This window comes from Roseobacter sp. MED193, assembly GCF_000152965.1.
In the GTDB taxonomy this organism is placed as follows: domain Bacteria; phylum Pseudomonadota; class Alphaproteobacteria; order Rhodobacterales; family Rhodobacteraceae; genus Pseudophaeobacter.
Window position 1 is genome coordinate 144752 of record NZ_AANB01000005.1, and the last position, 18542, is coordinate 163293.

Annotated in this window: 16 protein-coding genes; 11 read left to right on the forward strand and 5 right to left on the reverse strand. The window is 56.3% G+C overall.

Annotated features, from left to right (window positions below; genetic code table 11):
• Positions 1–210: 210 nt before the first annotated feature.
• Positions 211–867, reverse strand: a complete 657-nt coding sequence (locus MED193_RS00650) for a GntR family transcriptional regulator (protein WP_009807682.1) — start codon at positions 865–867, stop codon at positions 211–213.
• Between the two features lie 138 nt (positions 868–1005).
• Here MED193_RS00650 and dctP point away from each other — a divergent pair, with 138 nt between their 5' ends.
• The 8 genes from dctP (at position 1006) to MED193_RS00690 (ending at position 10706) form a co-directional block, all read left to right on the forward strand.
• Positions 1006–1992 carry a TRAP transporter substrate-binding protein DctP gene (dctP, locus tag MED193_RS00655; protein ID WP_039965618.1) on the forward strand — a complete coding sequence of 329 codons (987 nt, stop codon included), beginning with the start codon at positions 1006–1008 and terminating at the stop codon, positions 1990–1992.
• Between the two features lie 81 nt (positions 1993–2073).
• The gene (locus MED193_RS00660; protein WP_039965671.1) at positions 2074–2622 is read left to right on the forward strand and encodes a TRAP transporter small permease; all 549 of its coding nucleotides are present in this window, start codon (positions 2074–2076) and stop codon (positions 2620–2622) included.
• Positions 2623–3939 carry a TRAP transporter large permease gene (locus tag MED193_RS00665; RefSeq protein WP_009807685.1) on the forward strand — a complete coding sequence of 439 codons (1317 nt, stop codon included), beginning with the start codon at positions 2623–2625 and terminating at the stop codon, positions 3937–3939.
• Positions 3936–5207, forward strand: coding sequence for a malonyl-CoA decarboxylase (locus tag MED193_RS00670; protein ID WP_009807686.1), 1272 nt, complete (start codon positions 3936–3938; stop codon positions 5205–5207). Before MED193_RS00665 ends, MED193_RS00670 begins: the two co-directional genes overlap by 4 nt.
• Positions 5200–6711: a malonyl-CoA synthase gene (locus MED193_RS00675; protein ID WP_009807687.1), complete on the forward strand. Its 1512-nt coding sequence runs from the start codon at positions 5200–5202 to the stop codon at positions 6709–6711. The genes MED193_RS00670 and MED193_RS00675 overlap by 8 nt, the downstream gene beginning before the upstream one ends.
• 419 nt (positions 6712–7130) lie before the next feature.
• The gene (locus MED193_RS00680) at positions 7131–8315 is read left to right on the forward strand and encodes a pyridoxal phosphate-dependent aminotransferase (RefSeq protein WP_009807688.1); all 1185 of its coding nucleotides are present in this window, start codon (positions 7131–7133) and stop codon (positions 8313–8315) included.
• A complete protein-coding gene (locus MED193_RS00685; protein WP_009807689.1) occupies positions 8312–9919 on the forward strand; it encodes a 5-guanidino-2-oxopentanoate decarboxylase in 1608 nt (535 codons plus the stop codon). The genes MED193_RS00680 and MED193_RS00685 overlap by 4 nt, the downstream gene beginning before the upstream one ends.
• A 4-nt stretch (positions 9920–9923) precedes the next feature.
• Positions 9924–10706 carry an arginine deiminase family protein gene (locus MED193_RS00690; protein ID WP_009807690.1) on the forward strand — a complete coding sequence of 261 codons (783 nt, stop codon included), beginning with the start codon at positions 9924–9926 and terminating at the stop codon, positions 10704–10706.
• A gap of 24 nt (positions 10707–10730) precedes the next feature.
• Here the strand turns inward: MED193_RS00690 and MED193_RS00695 are convergent, their stop codons facing one another.
• The gene (locus MED193_RS00695) at positions 10731–11687 is read right to left on the reverse strand and encodes a MurR/RpiR family transcriptional regulator (RefSeq protein ID WP_009807691.1); all 957 of its coding nucleotides are present in this window, start codon (positions 11685–11687) and stop codon (positions 10731–10733) included.
• Between the two features lie 279 nt (positions 11688–11966).
• Here MED193_RS00695 and MED193_RS00700 point away from each other — a divergent pair, with 279 nt between their 5' ends.
• Positions 11967–12857, forward strand: a complete 891-nt coding sequence (locus tag MED193_RS00700; RefSeq protein WP_009807692.1) for a PhnD/SsuA/transferrin family substrate-binding protein — start codon at positions 11967–11969, stop codon at positions 12855–12857.
• Positions 12858–12875: 18 nt separating this feature from the next.
• Positions 12876–15167 (forward strand): response regulator, encoded by a 2292-nt coding sequence (locus MED193_RS00705; RefSeq protein ID WP_009807693.1) that lies wholly within the window; start codon positions 12876–12878, stop codon positions 15165–15167.
• Positions 15168–15198: 31 nt separating this feature from the next.
• Here MED193_RS00705 and MED193_RS00710 read toward each other — a convergent pair whose 3' ends face one another.
• From MED193_RS00710 to MED193_RS00720, 3 genes are read right to left on the reverse strand one after another with little or no spacing between them, the layout of a single operon-like run.
• On the reverse strand, positions 15199–16008 hold the full coding sequence (locus tag MED193_RS00710; protein ID WP_157041240.1) for a metal ABC transporter permease: 810 nt from the start codon (positions 16006–16008) through the stop codon (positions 15199–15201).
• Positions 16008–16793, reverse strand: coding sequence for a metal ABC transporter ATP-binding protein (locus tag MED193_RS00715; protein ID WP_009807695.1), 786 nt, complete (start codon positions 16791–16793; stop codon positions 16008–16010). Before MED193_RS00715 ends, MED193_RS00710 begins: the two co-directional genes overlap by 1 nt.
• Positions 16784–17272, reverse strand: coding sequence for a Fur family transcriptional regulator (locus tag MED193_RS00720; RefSeq protein ID WP_009807696.1), 489 nt, complete (start codon positions 17270–17272; stop codon positions 16784–16786). Before MED193_RS00720 ends, MED193_RS00715 begins: the two co-directional genes overlap by 10 nt.
• Before the next feature lie 118 nt (positions 17273–17390).
• On the opposite strand from MED193_RS00720, the gene MED193_RS00725 reads away from it, so the two are divergent.
• Entirely contained in the window at positions 17391–18500 is a 1110-nt protein-coding gene (locus tag MED193_RS00725; RefSeq protein WP_302621662.1) for a zinc ABC transporter substrate-binding protein, read from the forward strand.
• Positions 18501–18542: the final 42 nt, after the last annotated feature.

Here is an 18542-nt window from a genome sequence, read left to right on the forward strand (position 1 = left end):
GGCCTAGACAAAGAACTGGAGATGTCGCGATCTTGGAGTGCGGATTTTGGGCCCCCAGGGGTCGGGACCATCTTCCACGATGTCAGAGAACAGGGGGCTTTAGACCCTTATAGGTGATTTTTTGGATAAAAAACACCCTTAAGTAGTGCTCTTGGTGTCTGGCAGTCTGTCGCGTGAAAGCGCCCTGGTTCGGACCCGTCGTTAGGGACCTTATTCGGCAGCGTTTTTCAGGCCTGCCATCAAGCTGTGAAACTTTTCGCCTTGGATTGCCACATGGCCGCGAAGCGCATGGGCGGCAGCCTCTGAATCACCAGCCTCCAAGGCTTCCAGTATGGCTTTGTGTTCGCTCATGGACTGCGCCATACGACCGCGAAACCGCAACTGCTGGCGGCGAAAAGGCTGAAGCCGACGGTGCAAATTTCCGGTCTCTTTTGCAAGAAACCCGTTGCCTGCCTCTTGGTAGATGATTTTGTGGAACTTTTCGTTTTCGGCGTAATAGTCATCAGTGTTCTGGGCACTGACCGCCGCCTGACATTTCTCATTGGCGCTATGTAACTCTGCCAGCGCAGCGTCTGAAATGCGTTTCGCTGCCAACCGACCGCAGGCGGCCTCCATCTCGGCCATGACCTCGAACATCTCTAAGAGCTCAACCGGTCCAGGCTGGCGGACAAAGGCCCCGCGGCGGGGAATAAGCTCTACCAGGCCAGAACGTGCAAGCCTTTGTAACGCCTCTCTTAAAGGGGTTCTGGAAACGCCAAAATGTTCTGCAAGACGGACCTCATCCAACCGGTCCCCATCTGAATGGGTTCCGTCAAAAATCCGCTCTTCCAATTGTTCGGCGATAAGATCCGCGTGACGTTTTTCCATGGTTTCAAGCTAACAAACGCGACTATGAAATTCAAGAGTTGGCATCTTGTATACAAGAATGTTGACTTGAAAAACACAATCCGCCTATCGTGAAGGCCACCCGGCTTGTTCCGGGTTGGATTCTTTTGGGAGGAAGACATGACATCTATTTTGAAGACCGCCGTTGCCACGCTGGCACTTGCGTCCTTTGGGACATTGGCCGGGGCAACTGAACTGCGCCTATCGCACCAATGGTCCACCAAAGACATCCGGCATCAGGTCGCCCAGATTGTTGCTGACGAAGTTGCTGCGGCAGATGTGGATTTGGACATCAAGATTTTTGGCTCGAAATCGCTCTTTAAGCCACGTGAGCAGTATAAGCCGTTGAGCCGGGGTCAATTGGATATGACCGTGCTGCCCCTGTCTTATGCCGGTGGCCAGCAGCCAGCATATAACCTCACTCTTATGCCGGGCCTGGTAAAGAACCACGACCACGCTGCGCGTCTGTCAAACTCTCCGTTTATGGAGGCGCTTGAGGCCAAGATGGCCGAAGATGATGTGATGGTCTTGGTGCACGGCTATCTTGCAGGCGGATTTGCAGGCAAAGACAAATGCATCACCAGCCCCGAAGACGTGAAGGGATTGCAGACCCGTGCCGCGGGCAAGTCTTTTGAGCAGATGCTGGCAGGTGCGGATGCTTCGATCGCATCCATGGCTTCGTCTGAGATCTACAACGCGATGCAGACGGGTGTGCTTCAGGCCGCAAATACCTCGTCCTCGTCCTTTGTCAGCTATCGTATCTACGAGCAGGTCAGCTGCTATACGCCTGCAGGCGATGTGGCTCTGTGGTTCATGTATCAGCCCCTGTTGATGAATAAACGCACCTTTGAAGGTCTGAATGAGGCCCAGCAGAACGCGCTGTTGGCAGCGTCAGAGAAGGCAGAAGCCTATTATCTGGAAGAGGCCAGAAAGCAGGATGCAGCCTCCGCCAAGGTCTTTGCAGATGCGGGCGTGGAAATCGCTCATATGAGCTCTGAGGATTTTGCGGCCTGGCGCCAGTTGGCGATGGAGACCTCATACCAGAAGTTTGTGGAAGAGGTCGCTGACGGACAAGAACTGCTCGATCTGGCTTTGGCCGTCGAATGAGTCTTGGGCGGGGCGGGCTTTGTTAGCCGCGCCCTGCCACCGCTTTTTCTCTTTCTGCATTCATACCAACAAGAGGTGCAAATGGCTGGTCATAGCTCTGCCGTTGCTTCCCATACGGGGAACAATCTTTTTCTACGCGTCGTTGCGGCGTTATCCACTGTGGCTGGCTGGTGCTCCGCTGCCATGATTGTTTCTGCCGTGGCAATCACCTGTCAGATGATCGTTGTACGTTTCGTGCTGAACAAGTCCACCATCTGGCAAACCGAAGCAGTGATCTATTTGGTCATTGCGGCAACTCTGATTGGCCTGCCCTATGTTCAGCGCCTGCGCGGGCATGTGAACGTGGACCTGATCCCGATTTCGCTGCCGCCACGGCCACGTTTCTTTATGGCGATTGTGACCTCTCTTCTGTCTATCACAATCGTTTCGATCATGCTGTTTTACGGCTACGAGTACTGGCATTTTGCCTGGCAGCGTGGATGGAAATCAGACACCGTTTGGGGCGTTCGACTGTGGATCCCCTATCTTGCAATCCCTGTTGGATTTGGCCTGCTGCTGCTGCAGCTGATTGCCGATCTGTTCGCCGTCTTGATTGGCATAGACAAGCCCTTTGGCTTGGAGGACACCTAAATGGACCCACTTCTGCTTGGGGCAATTGTAGCAATTGCCACCATCCTCGTACTGTTTTCAGGCGTCTCCGTGGCTCTGGGCCTGCTGATCGTTTCTGCAGCCTTTCTGCTCATCTTTGACGGGGCGCGTTCACTGGAGCTGATGCCGGAACTCTTGTTCGGCAAGCTGGATAACTTTGCGCTTTTGTCTATCCCGATGTTTATCATCATGGGATCCTCCATCGCCTCGACGCGGGCAGGTGCCGATCTGTATGAAGCGCTGGAACGCTGGCTGACCCGTGTTCCCGGTGGGCTGGTGGTGTCCAACCTCGGGGCCTGTGCGCTTTTTGCCGCGATGTCTGGCTCATCGCCAGCGACCTGTGCGGCGATTGGCAAAATGGGCATCCCAGAGATGCGCAAGCGTGGCTATCCGGATGGCGTGGCGGCTGGATCAATTGCAGCCGGTGGCACGCTGGGCATTCTGATCCCTCCCTCTGTCACGATGATCGTCTATGGCATTGCTACTGAAACCTCCATTGGTCGGTTGTTTCTGGCCGGAGTAATCCCCGGGTTGATGTTGGTAGGATTGTTCATGGCCTGGTCGCTCTATTCCACATGGAAATCCGGCAATGCGGCCCAACTGGGCGCAGGCAGCTATACCTGGGCCGAGCGCTTTGAAATTCTGCCACGGGTTCTGCCTTTCCTGGGCATCATTTTGGGGGTGCTCTATGCCATGTATGGCGGCATTGCGACCCCTTCCGAGACCGCGGCCGTCGGCGCATTGCTCTGTCTACTGATCGCGATGGTCATCTATAAGCTATGGAATCCAAAGGATCTTTGGGTGGTGCTGCGCGACAGTACCAAAGAATCGGTGATGATCCTCTTTATCATCGCAGCGGCCGGTGTGTTTTCTTACATGCTCAGCTCGCTCTTTATCACCCAATCGATTGCCGAATGGATCGGGACGCTTGAGGTAAACCGCTGGGTCTTGATGGGCGTTGTGAATGTCTTTTTGCTGATCGCCGGGTTCTTTCTGCCACCTGTTGCGGTGATCCTGATGGCTGCCCCGATCCTGTTACCGATCATCGACACGGCGGGGTTTGACCCGATCTGGTTCGCAGTGGTTCTGACCATCAATATGGAGATCGGCCTGATTTCTCCGCCTGTGGGTTTGAACCTCTATGTGATCAACGGTATCGCACCGGATATCTCGCTCAAGACCATTCTCACGGGGTCGTTGCCCTTTGTCGGCTGTATGGTACTGGCCATCGTTCTGCTGTGCCTGTTTCCGAGCCTGGCGACCTGGTTACCTGATCTGGTTATGGGGGCAACCCGATGACATTGCTCGCGGATCTTCTTTCAACGGTGTTTGAGCGGCGTTATCGCCGCGATGCATCGGAGCTGGTCGAAGATGGTCGGCCATTGATCGAATTGGCAACGGATTTGGTGGGATCAACGGGTGAGACATCAGGGCTCGCCCTGGCCCGGCAGATACTGTCCCGGTTTGCTGATTTGGACGACGCGCAAAAGCTGTCTTTCTTTTGCGACATTGCCACCACGATGAACATTGATCCCGAAGAGGTTCGCAGCGCCCTGGATGCCTATGAACAGGCCCCATCCAAGGCCACCTACCGGGCCTTTTCGGAGGCTGCGGAACCTGCCCGCCAAGAGCTGGTGCGTCGCCTGAACAGTGTGCCTGGTGCCACCGGCGCCTTGGTAAATATGCGGGCAGATCTGCTGAGGCTAGGTCGTCGGGATCCAGAGCTGGAAGCCCTGGATCTGGATTTCCGTCATCTCTTTGCCTCCTGGTTCAATCGGGGCTTTTTGGTTCTGCGCCCGATAAACTGGGAAAGCCCGGCGCATATTCTGGAGAAAATCATCGCCTATGAGGCGGTGCATGCGATCGACAGCTGGGAAGATCTGCGCCGCAGGTTGGAGCCTGCGGACCGCCGTTGTTTTGCCTTTTTCCATCCCTCCATGCCTGACGAACCCCTGATTTTTGTCGAGGTCGCTTTGACCCGAGGAATTCCAGGATCGGTTCAGGCGCTCTTGGCGGAAGACCGTGATGCCATGGCAGCAGGAGACGCAGATACGGCTGTCTTCTACTCGATTTCCAACTGTCAGGCGGGCCTGGCCAGCATTTCCTTTGGCAACTCTTTGATCAAACAGGTGGCCTCTGACCTCTCTGCTGAGCTGTCGAAACTGAACACCTTTGTGACCCTATCGCCTATTCCGGGGCTGACCAAATGGCTGGATCAGGTTGGGTTGAGCTGGGACGTTGAAGCGCCAGAGGCCATGCAGGCTCTGGCCGCGCATTATCTGCTGAACGCCAAATCCCGTGGGACGTTACCCTTTGATCCGGTCGCTCGGTTCCACCTTGGCAATGGCGCCATCGTTCATGCGGTGCATGCTGACGCAGATACCTCGGAAAAGGGGCGATCTCAGTCAGGAGGCACCATGGTAAACTACCTCTACGACCTTTCAAAAGTCGGCCAGAACCACGAAAATTTTGCCACCACCCGTGAAGTCGTTGCCGCCTCTCCCGTCAAAGCTCTGGCGGCATCCGTGGCTGTTCCAACGACCCAAGAAAGGACCTCCCATGGCTAATCCGCTTTATGATGGTCTTTTTGGTATTCATGCCGAAAAGACCACAGCCTTCCTTTATTTGCCCAATGGCCAGGTGATCACGCATAGGGATTTTCTGGCGAAAAGTGCCCAGATCGCCCATGTGACGGCGCAGATAGGGCTGAAGCCGGGAGACCGCGTTGCAGTTCAGGTTGAAAAATCCGCAGAGGCCCTGGCGCTTTATGCCGCCTGTGCCCAGGCGGGACTGGTCTTTTTGCCGCTCAACACCGCCTACACAGTGGATGAGCTAAGCTATTTTATTGAGAACAGCGGCGCATCGTTGATTGTGTGCGATGGCGGCAGTGCAGATCAGTTGGGGATCGTGGCCAAGGACCTGAATGCAAAGATCGAAACCCTGAACAGTGATGGCGGCGGCAGCCTTATGGAACAGGCCCGCGAGATGGCGACCAGTTTTGCCACGGTTGAGCGTGACGGTGATGATCTGGCAGCCTTTCTCTATACCTCTGGCACGACGGGGCGTTCAAAAGGGGCGATGCTGACCCAGAACAACCTGTTGTCGAACGCGCAGACCCTGGTGGAGGAATGGCGTTTTACCTCGGCGGACGTGCTGCTGCATGCCCTGCCGATCTTTCACACCCATGGATTGTTCGTGGCGACAAATGTGACGCTGGCCGCAGGCGGCAGCATGATATTCCTGCCGAAATTCGATCTGGATCAGGTGCTTGATCGCCTGCCAGAGGCAACCACCATGATGGGGGTGCCGACCTTTTATACCCGTCTGCTGGGGGATGCGCGTTTTACCAAAGAACTCAGCGCTCATATGCGCCTCTTCGTGTCAGGCTCGGCCCCCTTGCTGGCGGAAACCCATGTTCAGTTTGAGCACCGTACTGGCCACCGGATACTGGAACGCTACGGCATGACAGAAACCAATATGAACACCTCAAACCCCTATGAGGGAGAGCGGCGGGCAGGCACAGTTGGCTTTCCCTTGCCTGGGGTCGAAGTCAGGATCTGCGATGCGGAGGGTACAGCCATGCCGCAGGGGGAGATTGGCGAAATAGAGGTGCGCGGCCCCAATGTCTTTAGGGGGTACTGGCAGATGCCAGAAAAAACGGCCGCTGAGCTGCGCGAGAACGGCTTTTTCATCACCGGGGATCTGGGGCGCATTGACCAGGACGGCTATGTTCAAATTGTCGGCCGCAACAAGGATCTGATTATCTCGGGAGGCTACAATATCTACCCCAAAGAAATCGAACTGGTTCTCGACGATCAGCCCGGCGTTCTGGAAAGCGCAGTGATTGGCGTGCCGCACCCAGATTTTGGGGAAACCGTCCTAGGGGTCATTGTTCCCGAAAACGGCGTGACCCCGGATGTGGAAAGTATAGAGAAAGCTGTGAGCCAAAGCCTGGCCCGTTTCAAACATCCGCGCAAGCTCGTCATGCTGGAGGAGCTGCCGCGGAACACCATGGGCAAGGTGCAAAAGAACATCCTGCGTGAGCAGTATCAAGGCATGTTCACATCCTGAAGAAAGCTGCAGTTGTCCGCCGGACCTAAAGCGCGGCTCTTGTTGTACAATGAAACTTTCACAACAAGAGCCGCTTTTCGGCAGGGCGGGTCACACTGAATTTCGGTCCTGCAACGCAATTTCCCCTCAATTCCCGTGAAATCACCAGCTGGTTGACCTTTGATAAGGGCGCAGTTCAATTGACTGCGCCCCTTGGTTTTTGAGCCAATTATGCCTGTGGCAACGCGCCCCTAGGCGGAGGTCGATGAAAGGGAGTGCTGCCCTTTAGCAAGTCTCGGTGATTTTGGGCTTGCTGAAAATCTGAGATCCAGTAATTATACAAGTGAATAATTACTGGATCTCACAGGATTCCTGAACGTTACCGACCTGCCTGTCACGGCAGGGGCGCCTTGGGACCTGTTTTCTGATGGGTGGGAAAGATGAAAACCACGGATGTTACTAAACGACTGGCTTCCTTTGGTGGTGCCAAATGGGATCTCCACCTGGCCGCGCGTGACCGCATCGCGGCTGGCGCGGATATCGTCGAGATGACCATCGGCGAGCCCGATGTTCCGGTTCCGGCAGAGTTGATGGAGCGCTCCATCTCCTCGATGCGCGCCGGGCGCACGGGGTATTCCGATGGGCGAGGTGAAATCAATCTGCGTCGTGCCCTGGCTGAAAGCTATAGCGCCAGCCGTGGACGAGAGTTTGAGCCGGATAATTTCCTGTGTTTTCCCGGCACCCAGACGGCTCTCTTTGCGGCGATGATGGGGGTAGCGCAGCACGGGGACGAAGTGCTGGTCGGAGACCCAATGTATGCGACCTATGAGGGTGTTGTGGCTGCCACAGGGGCGACTTTGGTGCCGGTGCCGCTCAGCCCGGAAAACGGCTTCCGCATGCAGGCTGCCGATGTGGCCGATCGGATCACGCCGCGTACCCGCGCGCTATTGCTCACCAGTCCCCACAACCCTACAGGTGCCATCTTGGGCAGATCCGAACTGTTGGAGCTGTGCGAATTGGCCCGGGTCCATGATTTCTGGATCATTTCAGATGAGGTCTATGAGCAATTGGTTTTTGAGGGCTCGGAATTTGCCTCCCCTCTGTCGCTTGCGGAGTATGCTGATCGGGTTATTGCGGTCTCTTCGATTTCCAAGTCCCACGCCTCTCCGGGGTTTCGCAGTGGCTGGTGCGTTGGTTCCAAGGCCTTCTGTGATGCGCTGCTGCCGTTCTCGGAAACCATGCTCTTTGGGAACCAGCCCTTTATTGCCGATATGACTGAACTGGCGATCCGCGAAGGCTCTTCTGTTTCTGCGGGGATGTGCGCGCGTTTCAGCCGCCGTGCCCGGCTGCTGTCGGAGCGGGTCGAAGCGGAAACCGCCCTGCAGGTGCATCGGCCCGAAGCGGGTATGTTTGCGATGATCAATGTTGCTGCAACGGGCATGACCGGTGATGACTATGCCTGGGATCTGTTGGACCACGGCGTTGCGGTGATGCCGGGTTCTGCTTTCAGTGAAAGCCTGACCTCCTGGGTCCGTGTGGCTTTGACAATTGATGACGCAGAGTTCGAGACCGCCCTCACCCGATTGATTTCTCACGCACAAAAATTGGCCAAGGGGGCAGCATGAGCGAGGCAGTCAAGACCATTGGAGAGGCCCTGGTTGACGGGCTGAAGGCGCGCGAAGTCTCTTGCGTGTTTGGCATTCCCGGTGTGCACACGGTTGAGCTCTATCGTGGGGTTGCGGCTTCTGGCCTGCGCCACGTGACACCGCGTCATGAACAGGGAGCGGGCTTTATGGCCGATGGCTATGCGCGCGTGTCTGGCAAGCCAGGTGTCGCCTTTGTCATCACCGGGCCGGGGCTGACCAATGTGCTGACGCCAATGGCACAGGCGCGCGCGGATTCGGTGCCGATGCTCGTGGTTTCAGGCGTCAATGCCCAGGCGAGCCTGGGCAAGGGCATGGGGCATCTGCATGAGCTGCCAAACCAGCATGCGCTGGCCCAAACAGTTGCCTTGACATCGGAGCATATTGCCAAGGCAGAGGCTCTGGATCCGGCTCTAAACAAGGCTTTTGCGCCCTTTACCTCCGGTCGGCCGGGCCCAACCCATATTCAGATCCCGCTGGATGTTGCCGGTGATGCTGCGACGGATCTCTCGATGCCTGCGGTGGCTGAGCCCGCCCCTGTGAAGGCCGCGCAGCTGCAGGAGGCCGCGCGCCTTTTGGCACAGGCAAAGCACCCGGTTATTCTGGCAGGCGGTGGCGCCAAACGGGCAGCGGAGGCACTTCAGGCGCTGGCGGAACGCCTGGATGCTCCGGTTGTGCAAACCGCAAATGGCCGGGGGTTGATGCATCAACATGCTCTTGGTGTGCCTGCAAGCCCGAGCCTTGTGTCGGTGCGTGCCTTGATTGAAGGAGCCGATGTTGTGTTGGCCCTGGGAACTGAATTCGGCCCCACGGATTACGACATGTATGCCACGGGTGAGTGGCCACAGATACAGCAATTGATCCGGGTCGATATCTGTGATCAGCAACTGTCCCGTCACCCGGCTTTGGTTCCGGTTCAGGCCGATGCGGTTGCCTTTGCAACAGATCTGCTGGCGGTCCTGCCGGCAGATTGCGCGGGCACAGATGGGGAGATCAGAGCTGCAGAAACCCGCGCGGCTGCGCTGCAGGAAATTGGGGCAGACTACCGGGGGCAGGTTGCCGTTTTAGGGGCTATGCGGGACGCCGTGCCAGGCAGTTTGATGGTGGGGGATTCCACCCAGCCCATCTATGCAGGCAATCTCTATTATGATCACGACCGGCCAGGTGGCTGGTTCAATGCCGCTACGGGCTATGGTGCACTTGGCTATGGCATTCCTGCTGCCATTGGCGCTGCGATTGCTGCCCCTGATACGCCTGTTATCTGCATCGTTGGCGATGGGGGGGCGCAGTTCTCTCTGCCTGAGATCATGACCGCCGTGGACGAGAACCTTTCGATCACTTTTGTGATTTGGAACAATCAGGGGTACCGCGAAATCGCCACCTCGATGGAGGATGTAGGGGTCGAAGTTATCGGCTGCGATCCAACCCCCCCAAGTTTCGCAGGTACTGCCCAGTCCTTTGGGATCCCCCATGTTACGGTGACAACTGACCCCGCTGAGATATCTGCGGCCATTACGAAAAATCAGGGCCAAGGGCCCAGAATTGTTGAAATTACTGCGCCTGTCTTTGCGCCAGCTAAGGATTAAGCTGATGAAGAACCCGAGTTTTGAATTCTCCCGCGCTATTACCCGTCGTCCTGCGTCCAGTATCGTTGACGGGTTGCGCGCCACCGATATGGGCACACCCAGCTTGACCGGCATGCTGGCCGCCCATGCGCAATATGTGGCGGCGCTCAAAAGCACGGGTGCAGAGGTGATCGAGTTGGAACCGCTGGAGGCTTTTCCAGATGCGGTTTTTGTAGAGGACACCGCGCTTTGCCTGCCACAGGGGGCAGTACTGATGCGCCCTGGGGCCCCGTCGCGTATGGGGGAAGTGGCCGAGATGGCGCCTACCCTGCGGCAGTGCTACGCCGATGTTCGTGAAATCAGCGGCCCCGGCCATATTGAGGGCGGCGATATCCTGGTGACGGGGCGCGAAGTGCTGGTTGGTCGCTCGGACCGGACCGATGCGGCGGGCGTTGCCGAACTGGCGGAGATAGTTGCGGAGTGGGGGCACAGCCTGCGCGAGGTTTTCACCCCCCCGGGTGTTTTGCATTTTAAGACGGATTGTTCACTGATGGACGGTGAGACGATTCTGTCGACCAAACGTCTGTCGGCTTCTGGCTGTTTTGAGGGCTACAGGATTCTGGATGTGGCCGAGGGGGAAGAGGCCGCAGCCAATGCCATCCGCTTTAACAACTTGGTGCTGTGCCCTGCGGGGTTCCCGCGCACGGTAGAGATGCTGGATAAGGCCGGTTTTGAAGTGGTGCAGATCGACAATGCTGACTGTGCCAAACTGGATGGTGGCATGTCCTGCCTGTCCTTGCGGTTTTGAATTCATGCCCCGCCGCAGATCTGCTTAACTGCGGATCTGTGGCAGTTTAGATCCTGTCCAATAGGCGCCGCTGTCCTGTCTTAGGGCCTCATAGGCCTCTATGCGCTGACGTGCCTCGGCGCCGCCTGCCTCAATCAGATGGGACAGCAGGCAATCAAGCACTGCCATTGCCCCCCCATAGGCGCCAAAGGGATGTGCAGAGGCGGTGGTTACTGGGAGCACATGATCGACGTCTACGCCTGGCGCGATAACCTCGCTGTCTGAAATCAGCACAATTTGGGCTCCAAGCCTGCGGGCCTGACGCAGAGCTTTGATGGTGCTGGCGGAATAGGGTGCAAAGGTGATGGCGATCAGGCAATCCTCAGCTCCGAGCCCGATCAGATCATCCAGGGTCGTGCCAATGTGACGGGGCACCAAATCGATCGTGGGTAGCGCCATGCGAGCGACGTAGTGAAAATAATACGCCAGTGCATAGCTGGCGCGACTGCCCGTCACATAGCAGTGCTTCGCCTGTCGTAGGGTTTTAACAATCGCTTGCGTGCGGTCCGCCCCCATCTGCCGCAGCGACCGAGAGACCATGTTCAGCTCGCTCTGCACCATGCGTGCCTGCTGAGCCGCTGTCGGCCCAGCCTCGGCCATCTGCGCGATCCAATCCGCCCCAAGGTTGCTTTCGTTGGTGGTGATCAACGCATCGCGGAAGGGGCGGCGCAGGGCTTCAAAACTGTCATAGCCAAGGCGATCAGCGAGCCGCACAAAGCTATTTGCGCTGATCTGTGCTTTTCGCGCGGTGTCGCGGACGGGATCCAGTGCAAAACTGCCTGGGTTGTCGATAATATATTTTGCCGCCTGCGCCAGTTTGGTAGGCATCTGCACGATCTGGTCCTTCAGAGCGGCGATCAGGCGGGCGGTTTGTTTCGGGTCAAGATGTGGGTCCATGGTGTGATAGAAGCATATGATCTCTTCGTGCGAAATCCAAAACATGTGTATTTAGCTTGATCTGCCGTCAACTAATAGCTGGCCGTGAAGTCCTGCTTTTGGTGGCCGTTATGTTTGGTCTGGGAAAGCGGCTATGATTGTGGGGTTGTAAAAAAGGCCAATCAACATGTCTCAGATCAGTAAAGTGGCAGAAAACGCGATCGCCTCATTTTAATTCGCTGACAAGAGTGCAAGGATCACTCACGTGATGATTGCAATTCTTGATTGCGGCTTGCAGTGTCTTTGGGGAGCTGAGACAAAGCGAAAGAGCCAGGAGGTTCAGACATGAAGCAGACGGAAAGCAGCGTTTCCTCGGCTGCATTAAAATGCCGACGTATCTGCGGCACTGTCTTGCTAATTGCTCTGATGCTTTTGACAATTGGCCTTAGCGAGGCGCGCGCTGAAATCTCTCTGACCTTTGGGACCTATGCTGCGGATAAACCCACGGAAACCGTGCGTCAGTACCGGCCCTTTTTGGCCTTCCTGGAAGAGCGTTTGTCTCAGCGGCTGGGGAAACCTGTTACGATCAAGATGTCAATCTCCAAGCAATATGTCGAGGCCGTGCGCCAGCTGGCCGAGGGCAAGATTGATTTGGCCCGCTTTGGTCCTGCTTCCTATGTCAGGGCCAAGCAGCTCAACCCTGGGATCCGTATCGTTGCGATTGAGACGAAAAAAGGTAAGAAGCGCTTTACAGGGGTGATTGTGGTGCATCGCGACAGTCCCATTCAGTCCTTGGAGGAGCTGGCTGGCCTGACCTTTGCTTTTGGGGATCAGCTGTCAACAACCGGGCGATATCTGGCGCAGGCGCAGCTCCTTGGCGCGGGTATCACCAGTGTGGATCTGCGCGGATTTTCCTACTTGGGGCGGCATGATCTGGTGGGTGAGGCGGTTGGCGCCAGAAAATTTGCAGCGGGGGCCCTAAAGCAGAGCACGTTTCGAACACTTGTTGCCAAGGGTGTCCCGATCCGAGTTCTGGTCTCATTTGAAAATGTGACAAACCCTTGGCTGGCCTCTGCTGATTTAGATTTGGAGATATTGCAGGCAATCCGGGATGTCATGTTGGCACCGCAGAACGTAGAGATCATCCGGAATATTTCTAACAATGGATTTTTGCCGAGTGACGATGCAGATTTTAATTTGATCCGCGAAGCCATCGAGCAAAGTCGCAGCTTTTAGCGCGGGAAGAATAGAGAAATGAAACGCCACGGCATCCTGTTTCAGATTGTCCTGTCGCTGTCTCTGGCGGCCTTTTTGGTTGCCATGGTTGTGGGAGCCGTTGCCCGGCGGTATGAGAGTGACCGGTCACGTGAAGAATTGACCGAGCAGGCGGGACTGACAATCTCGCTGGTTGGCGGGTTGATGCTTGAATCGATCATTGTGGAAGACGTACCAGTCCTGGAAACAGGTCTCTACGAGACGCTGGCTCGAGTACCCAAAATCCTGTCCATTCAGATATTGAACAATGACGGCCTCGTAATTGCATCTGCCAACCGGCGCCAGATCCTCGCAGAGGAAGACACTGTTACCTACGAGCAACCGGTTGAATTGGCGGGATTTACGTTTGGAACCATGGTGGTTCAGTGGTCGCTGCGGGAAGGGAAGGCTCTCGTTCAAGATCGGGTGCAATTTACGATCATGTGGACCGTTCTCGCTGTCGTGGGGCTATCTGCGGTTATGTTGGTTTTGCTCAACATGCTGGCACTGCAGCCGCTGAAAACCATCCATGACCGTATGTCGGACGCGCTCTCTGGGGTGCAGGGGCAGGTGAGGAAATTACCTTGGTATGCCTCGCGTGAGTTCTGGGCACTCAACTTTTCCGTTGGCGTGCTAGAAGATACCTTTGTCGAGCGCGATGAGCGCGAAGCGGCGCTGGAACGGGCCTGTGAGGACGCAGATATTGCCAATCAGGCCAAATCGGATTTCCTTGCCAATATGAGCCATGAGATCCGTACGCCTATGAATGGTGTGATTGGTATGGCAGAGCTGATCATGGAAACCGATCTGGACGAGGATCAACAGATCTATGCAGAAACGATATCAAAATCCGGTACTGCACTACTGACAATTATCAATGATATTCTCAACTTCTCCAAGATCGAAGCCGGCAAGGTGGAGTTAAACCTGGCGCCGTTCAACCTGTTGACCGCGATCGAAGACGTGGTCACGTTGCTCTCTCCCAGGGCCAATGCAAAAGGGGTTGAGATAATTTTACGCTATGATCCAAACCTGCCTGAGTTTTTTGAGGGAGATGTTGGCCGGGTCCGTCAGGTGATTACCAATATCATTGGCAATGCGGTGAAGTTTACCGACGTGGGCTATGTCCATGTTGATGTTTCGGGTGGCAAAAATTCTGAGAACTATAGCCTGACGATCAAGGTGGCTGACACCGGGATTGGAATTCCGGCAAACCGTCTAGAAGCGGTCTTTAGTGCCTTTGAACAGGTGGACAGTGGCGCAACTCGCAGTTTCGAAGGGACGGGTTTGGGACTGGCAATTTCCGCGCGTCTTCTTGCCCTTATGGGGGGTGAGGTGGCGGTGGCCTCTAAGGCGGGGGAAGGCTCTATCTTTACGGTGCAGCTGCCGCTGCCAAGAGCAGAGCGAGTTGGCGAAATCAAAGTAAACACTACAGCTTTCCAGGGGCTGACGGGACTGATTGTAGATGATTTGGAGTTGAACCGATCCGTTCTGACTGAACGGCTGCGGGCCTGGGGTGTCGATTGTCTTGAGGCTGGGAGCGCAATCCAGGCTTTGGAACGGATTTCCGACCTGAGGCGGGAAGGGCGGTCTGTAGATTTTTTCATTCTGGACTACCAGATGCCCGAGACTGACGGCTGCGAGTTGGCGCAGCGCATTCGGGCAATCCCTGCTTACGCCACATCTCCAATTGTTGTGCTGTCAGCGGTTGATCATGCTTTAGATCGATCAGATCCGAACGCGTTACAAGACTTTGAAATAGCGCAAAAACCTCTGCGGGTTGCGCAACTAAAGCAGGTTCTGCGGCGGGCTCTTCATCTTGAGAAACAGCCGCTCAGCGTGCCTCAGTCCAGCCAGGCGACCTACCAAACCTCCAATCTTGTCAAGTTGTTGATCGCTGAGGACAACAGAACCAACCAATTGGTAGTGACCCGAATGCTCAAGGATGCTGGGTTCGATATCACCATTGCTGCTAACGGCGTTGAAGCGGTCGAGCGGTTCAAGGAGGTTCAGCCGGATATCATTTTGATGGATATGATGATGCCGGTGATGGACGGCGTTGCGGCTACAGTGAAAATCCGAGAGATCGAACGGGCTGCTCGGTCTAGGGGCTGCCACATTATTGCACTGACCGCGAATGCGATGGAGTCCCATCGCAACAAATGCATGCGCGCGGGGATGGATGATTTCCTCAGCAAGCCAATTAACAAGAAGGCCTTGATTGCGACCATTCAAAAATGGGTCGAAGTCGACGAGGATGCGCCAGTCGACATCAGGACCCGCCGCAACTAGCCAGGGACTGGTGTGTTTACCAGGCCCTTTCTTATGCCGCGGTTATTTGCCGATAAATCGTGCCACCCAGATTGGTCAGCGCAAACAGCACCGCCGCAACGCAGACAATTGTTGGCCCGGTCGGGGTGTCGAGCATAAAAGACAGCTGCAAACCAGCAAGTGCAGACAGGGCTCCGATCCCGGCGGCGATGGCAGCCATGCGCTCAGGTGTGGCGGCAAAGGGGCGGGCCGCTGCCGCAGGGACAAGCAAGAGGGCTGAGATCAGCAAAACACCCACCACCTTGATGGCAACGGCCACAACCAGAGCCAGGGCAATGGTCAGAACCAGCTGTTCGCGCTTGGGGTTGATCCCTGCCGCATAGGCCAAATCGGGGCTGAGCGTGGCCGTTAGCAAAGCCGACCATCTGGCCCAAAGCAGCAGCAGGACCAGCGAAGCTCCGCCCCAGATCACAGCGAGGTCGATGCGGCTCACCGCCAGGATATCGCCAAACAGATAGGCCATCAGATCAATGCGGATACCCTGTAAAAAGGATACCGCCACCAGACCAAAGGCCAGTGAGGAATGCGCCAAAACTCCCAGCAAAGTGTCCATCGCAAAGCCTCGCCCGCTGAGGCCAGAAACGGCGGTCGCCATCAGTAAGGCTATGATCAGAACCCCAGCAAAAATAGGCACTTGGAACCCTAACGCCAAGGCCACCCCCAGGATGGAGGCATGGGCGGTGGCATCGCCAAAGTAGGCCATGCGGCGCCAGACAACAAAGCAGCCCAATGGTGCGGCCGCAACGGCGACGCCGGTACCAGCCAGGGCGGCGCGCAGCAGAAAGCTATCCAACAGCGTGATCATCCTCGGGCCTCTTGTATAACATCCGGGCTGTGGGAGCCGGGGTGTTCCTTGCCGTGGTCATGGCCACAACTATGGTCATGGCTGTGATTGTGTTCATGGCGATACAAGGCCAGGGCTCCCTGGGTGCCGCTGCCAAACAGGGCGCGATACTCTGGCGCCGAGGCCACATGTTCAGGCTCCCCCTCACAGCAGATATGACCGTTCAGACAAATCACCCGGTCTGAGGCTGCCATCACCACATGCAGCTCATGGCTGACCATCAAAATGGCGCATCCCAAGGTTTGGCGCAGGATTTCGATCTGTTGATAAAAGGCGGCGGATCCCGGTTGATCCAGCCCCTGGGTGGCTTCGTCCAGGATCAAGAGCTGCGGTTTGCACAGCAGGGCACGTGCAAGCAACACCCGTTGAAACTGCCCGCCTGAAAGATCAACCATCTGGCGGTTGGACAGTTGCCCGGCGCCTGCCTGTTCCAATGCCTCTTTGGCCTGTTTGTCTGACACTTTGATCGGCAGGCTGAGAAAACGACGCACTGTCATTGGCAGGGTTGGGTCGATATGCAATTTTTGTGGAACATAGCCAATGCGCAGACCCGGGCTGCGGATCACCTTGCCCTGGCTCGGTAGCTGTGCCCCTATGACGCTGCGCAGAAGGGTGGATTTGCCAGACCCATTGGGACCAACAATCGTGACGATCTCACCAGGTGAGATGCCGACAGTCACATGCGACAAAACTGTATTGCCGCCATAGCTGACAGAGAGATCCTGTAGGGAGATCAGTTGCATTTATTGGCGGATTCTTGGCATTTTGGGCAGAGACCTTCGGCCTCGACTACTGTGCGTTCGATCTGAAACCCTGCGTCGCGTGCGGCCTGACCGAGCTGACCGTTGGTCGGCACCGCCTGAGCTTCAGCCACTGATTTGCACATCCGGCAGATCATGAATACTGGGGCGTGATCCTCGCCGGGATGGGTGCAGGCAATAAAGGCATTCAGGCGTTCGATTTTGTGGGCAAACCCGTTGCTTACCAGAAAGTCCAGCGCGCGATAGGCAATAGGCGGCTGTGAGCCAAGGCCCTCTTCGCGCAGACGATCTAGGATTTCATAGGCCCCGAGCGCCCGGTGTTCTTGCAGCAAGATTTCCAAAACCCGTTTGCGCACGGGGGTAAATTGCAGCCCCTGCGCTTTGCATTGGGCATCGGCCGTTTCAATGCAGTCAGCAATGCAGCTTGCGTGGTCGTGAGTTTCAAACCCGATGGAATCCATGGTCTTGGGTCTCCGCTGAGAGGGGCGTCGCCTGGCCTGTGATGATCTTGGCTCTTGATATGTTATGGTATGACGTTTAACAAGCCGTGAGATGTTATAAAATTACATGAGAGCTCCCATGCTAAATACTCCTCTGACTTCCGTTGCTGCCCTTATGGGGTTGGCAGGCGTTTCTCTGGCCGATGTGCCAAAGGTTGCAACCGATATCACGCCAGTACATGGCCTGGTGGCGCGGGTTATGCAGGGGCTGGGTGAGCCGAGCTTGGTGGTGCCGGCGGGTGCCTCACCACATCAGCATTCCATGCGCCCTTCTGAGGCCCTCGCGCTGTCGCAGGCGGATGTCGTTTTTTGGATGGGCGAGGCGCTGACACCTTGGTTGGAGGGCGCCGTGGATGAGCTGGCCAAAGATGCCCATGTGATCGAGTTGTTGGAGCTTGAAGGCGGTCTGGCGCTTCCCTTCCGTGAGGGCGTTGGGTTTGAGGCCCATGATCATGGCGATCACGATGACCATGGTGACCACGAAGACCATGAGGGTCATGACCATGGTGACCACGACGACCATGGAGGTCATGACCACGATGACCATGGCAACCATGAAGGTCATGACCACGCGGGCCACGCTGAGGCGGGGCATGCCCATGAAGATGAGCACGAAGAAGGCCACGATGAAGATCACGTGGGACACGATCACGAAGGCCATGAGGGCCACGCCCATGAGGGAGTGGATCCCCATGCCTGGTTGGCACCTGAAAACGCGATGCTCTGGCTTGATGTGATTGCAGCCGAACTGTCGGAGCATGACGCCGAAAACGCCGCAACCTATGCCGCCAATGCTGCGGCTGGGAAGTTGGAAATCAAAGAGGCTAAAGCAGAAATCATGGCTAGCCTTGGGGAAGTACGCGACGGCGGTTTTGTGGTGTTCCACGATGCCTATCAGTATTTCGAGCACAGCTTTGGCCTTCAGGCCGCCGGCGCAATCTCTCTGGGTGATTCCTCCGATCCAAGCCCCGCGCGTATCGCGGAAATCCAGCAGGTGGTGAAGGAGAAACAGGTCTCTTGTGTCTTCTCAGAACCGCAGTTCAATCCGGAACTGGTGGCAACTGTGCTAGAGGGAAGCGGCGCTCAAACCGTGGTCATTGATCCTTTGGGAACGGGACTGGAGCTGGGCGCTAACTTCTATCCGGCGCTGCTGAAAGAGCTGGGCGCAGCCATGGCGGCTTGTCACTAAATAGGGGTTTGAACTGAACCGTGAAAAATTCAAAAGGGTCAG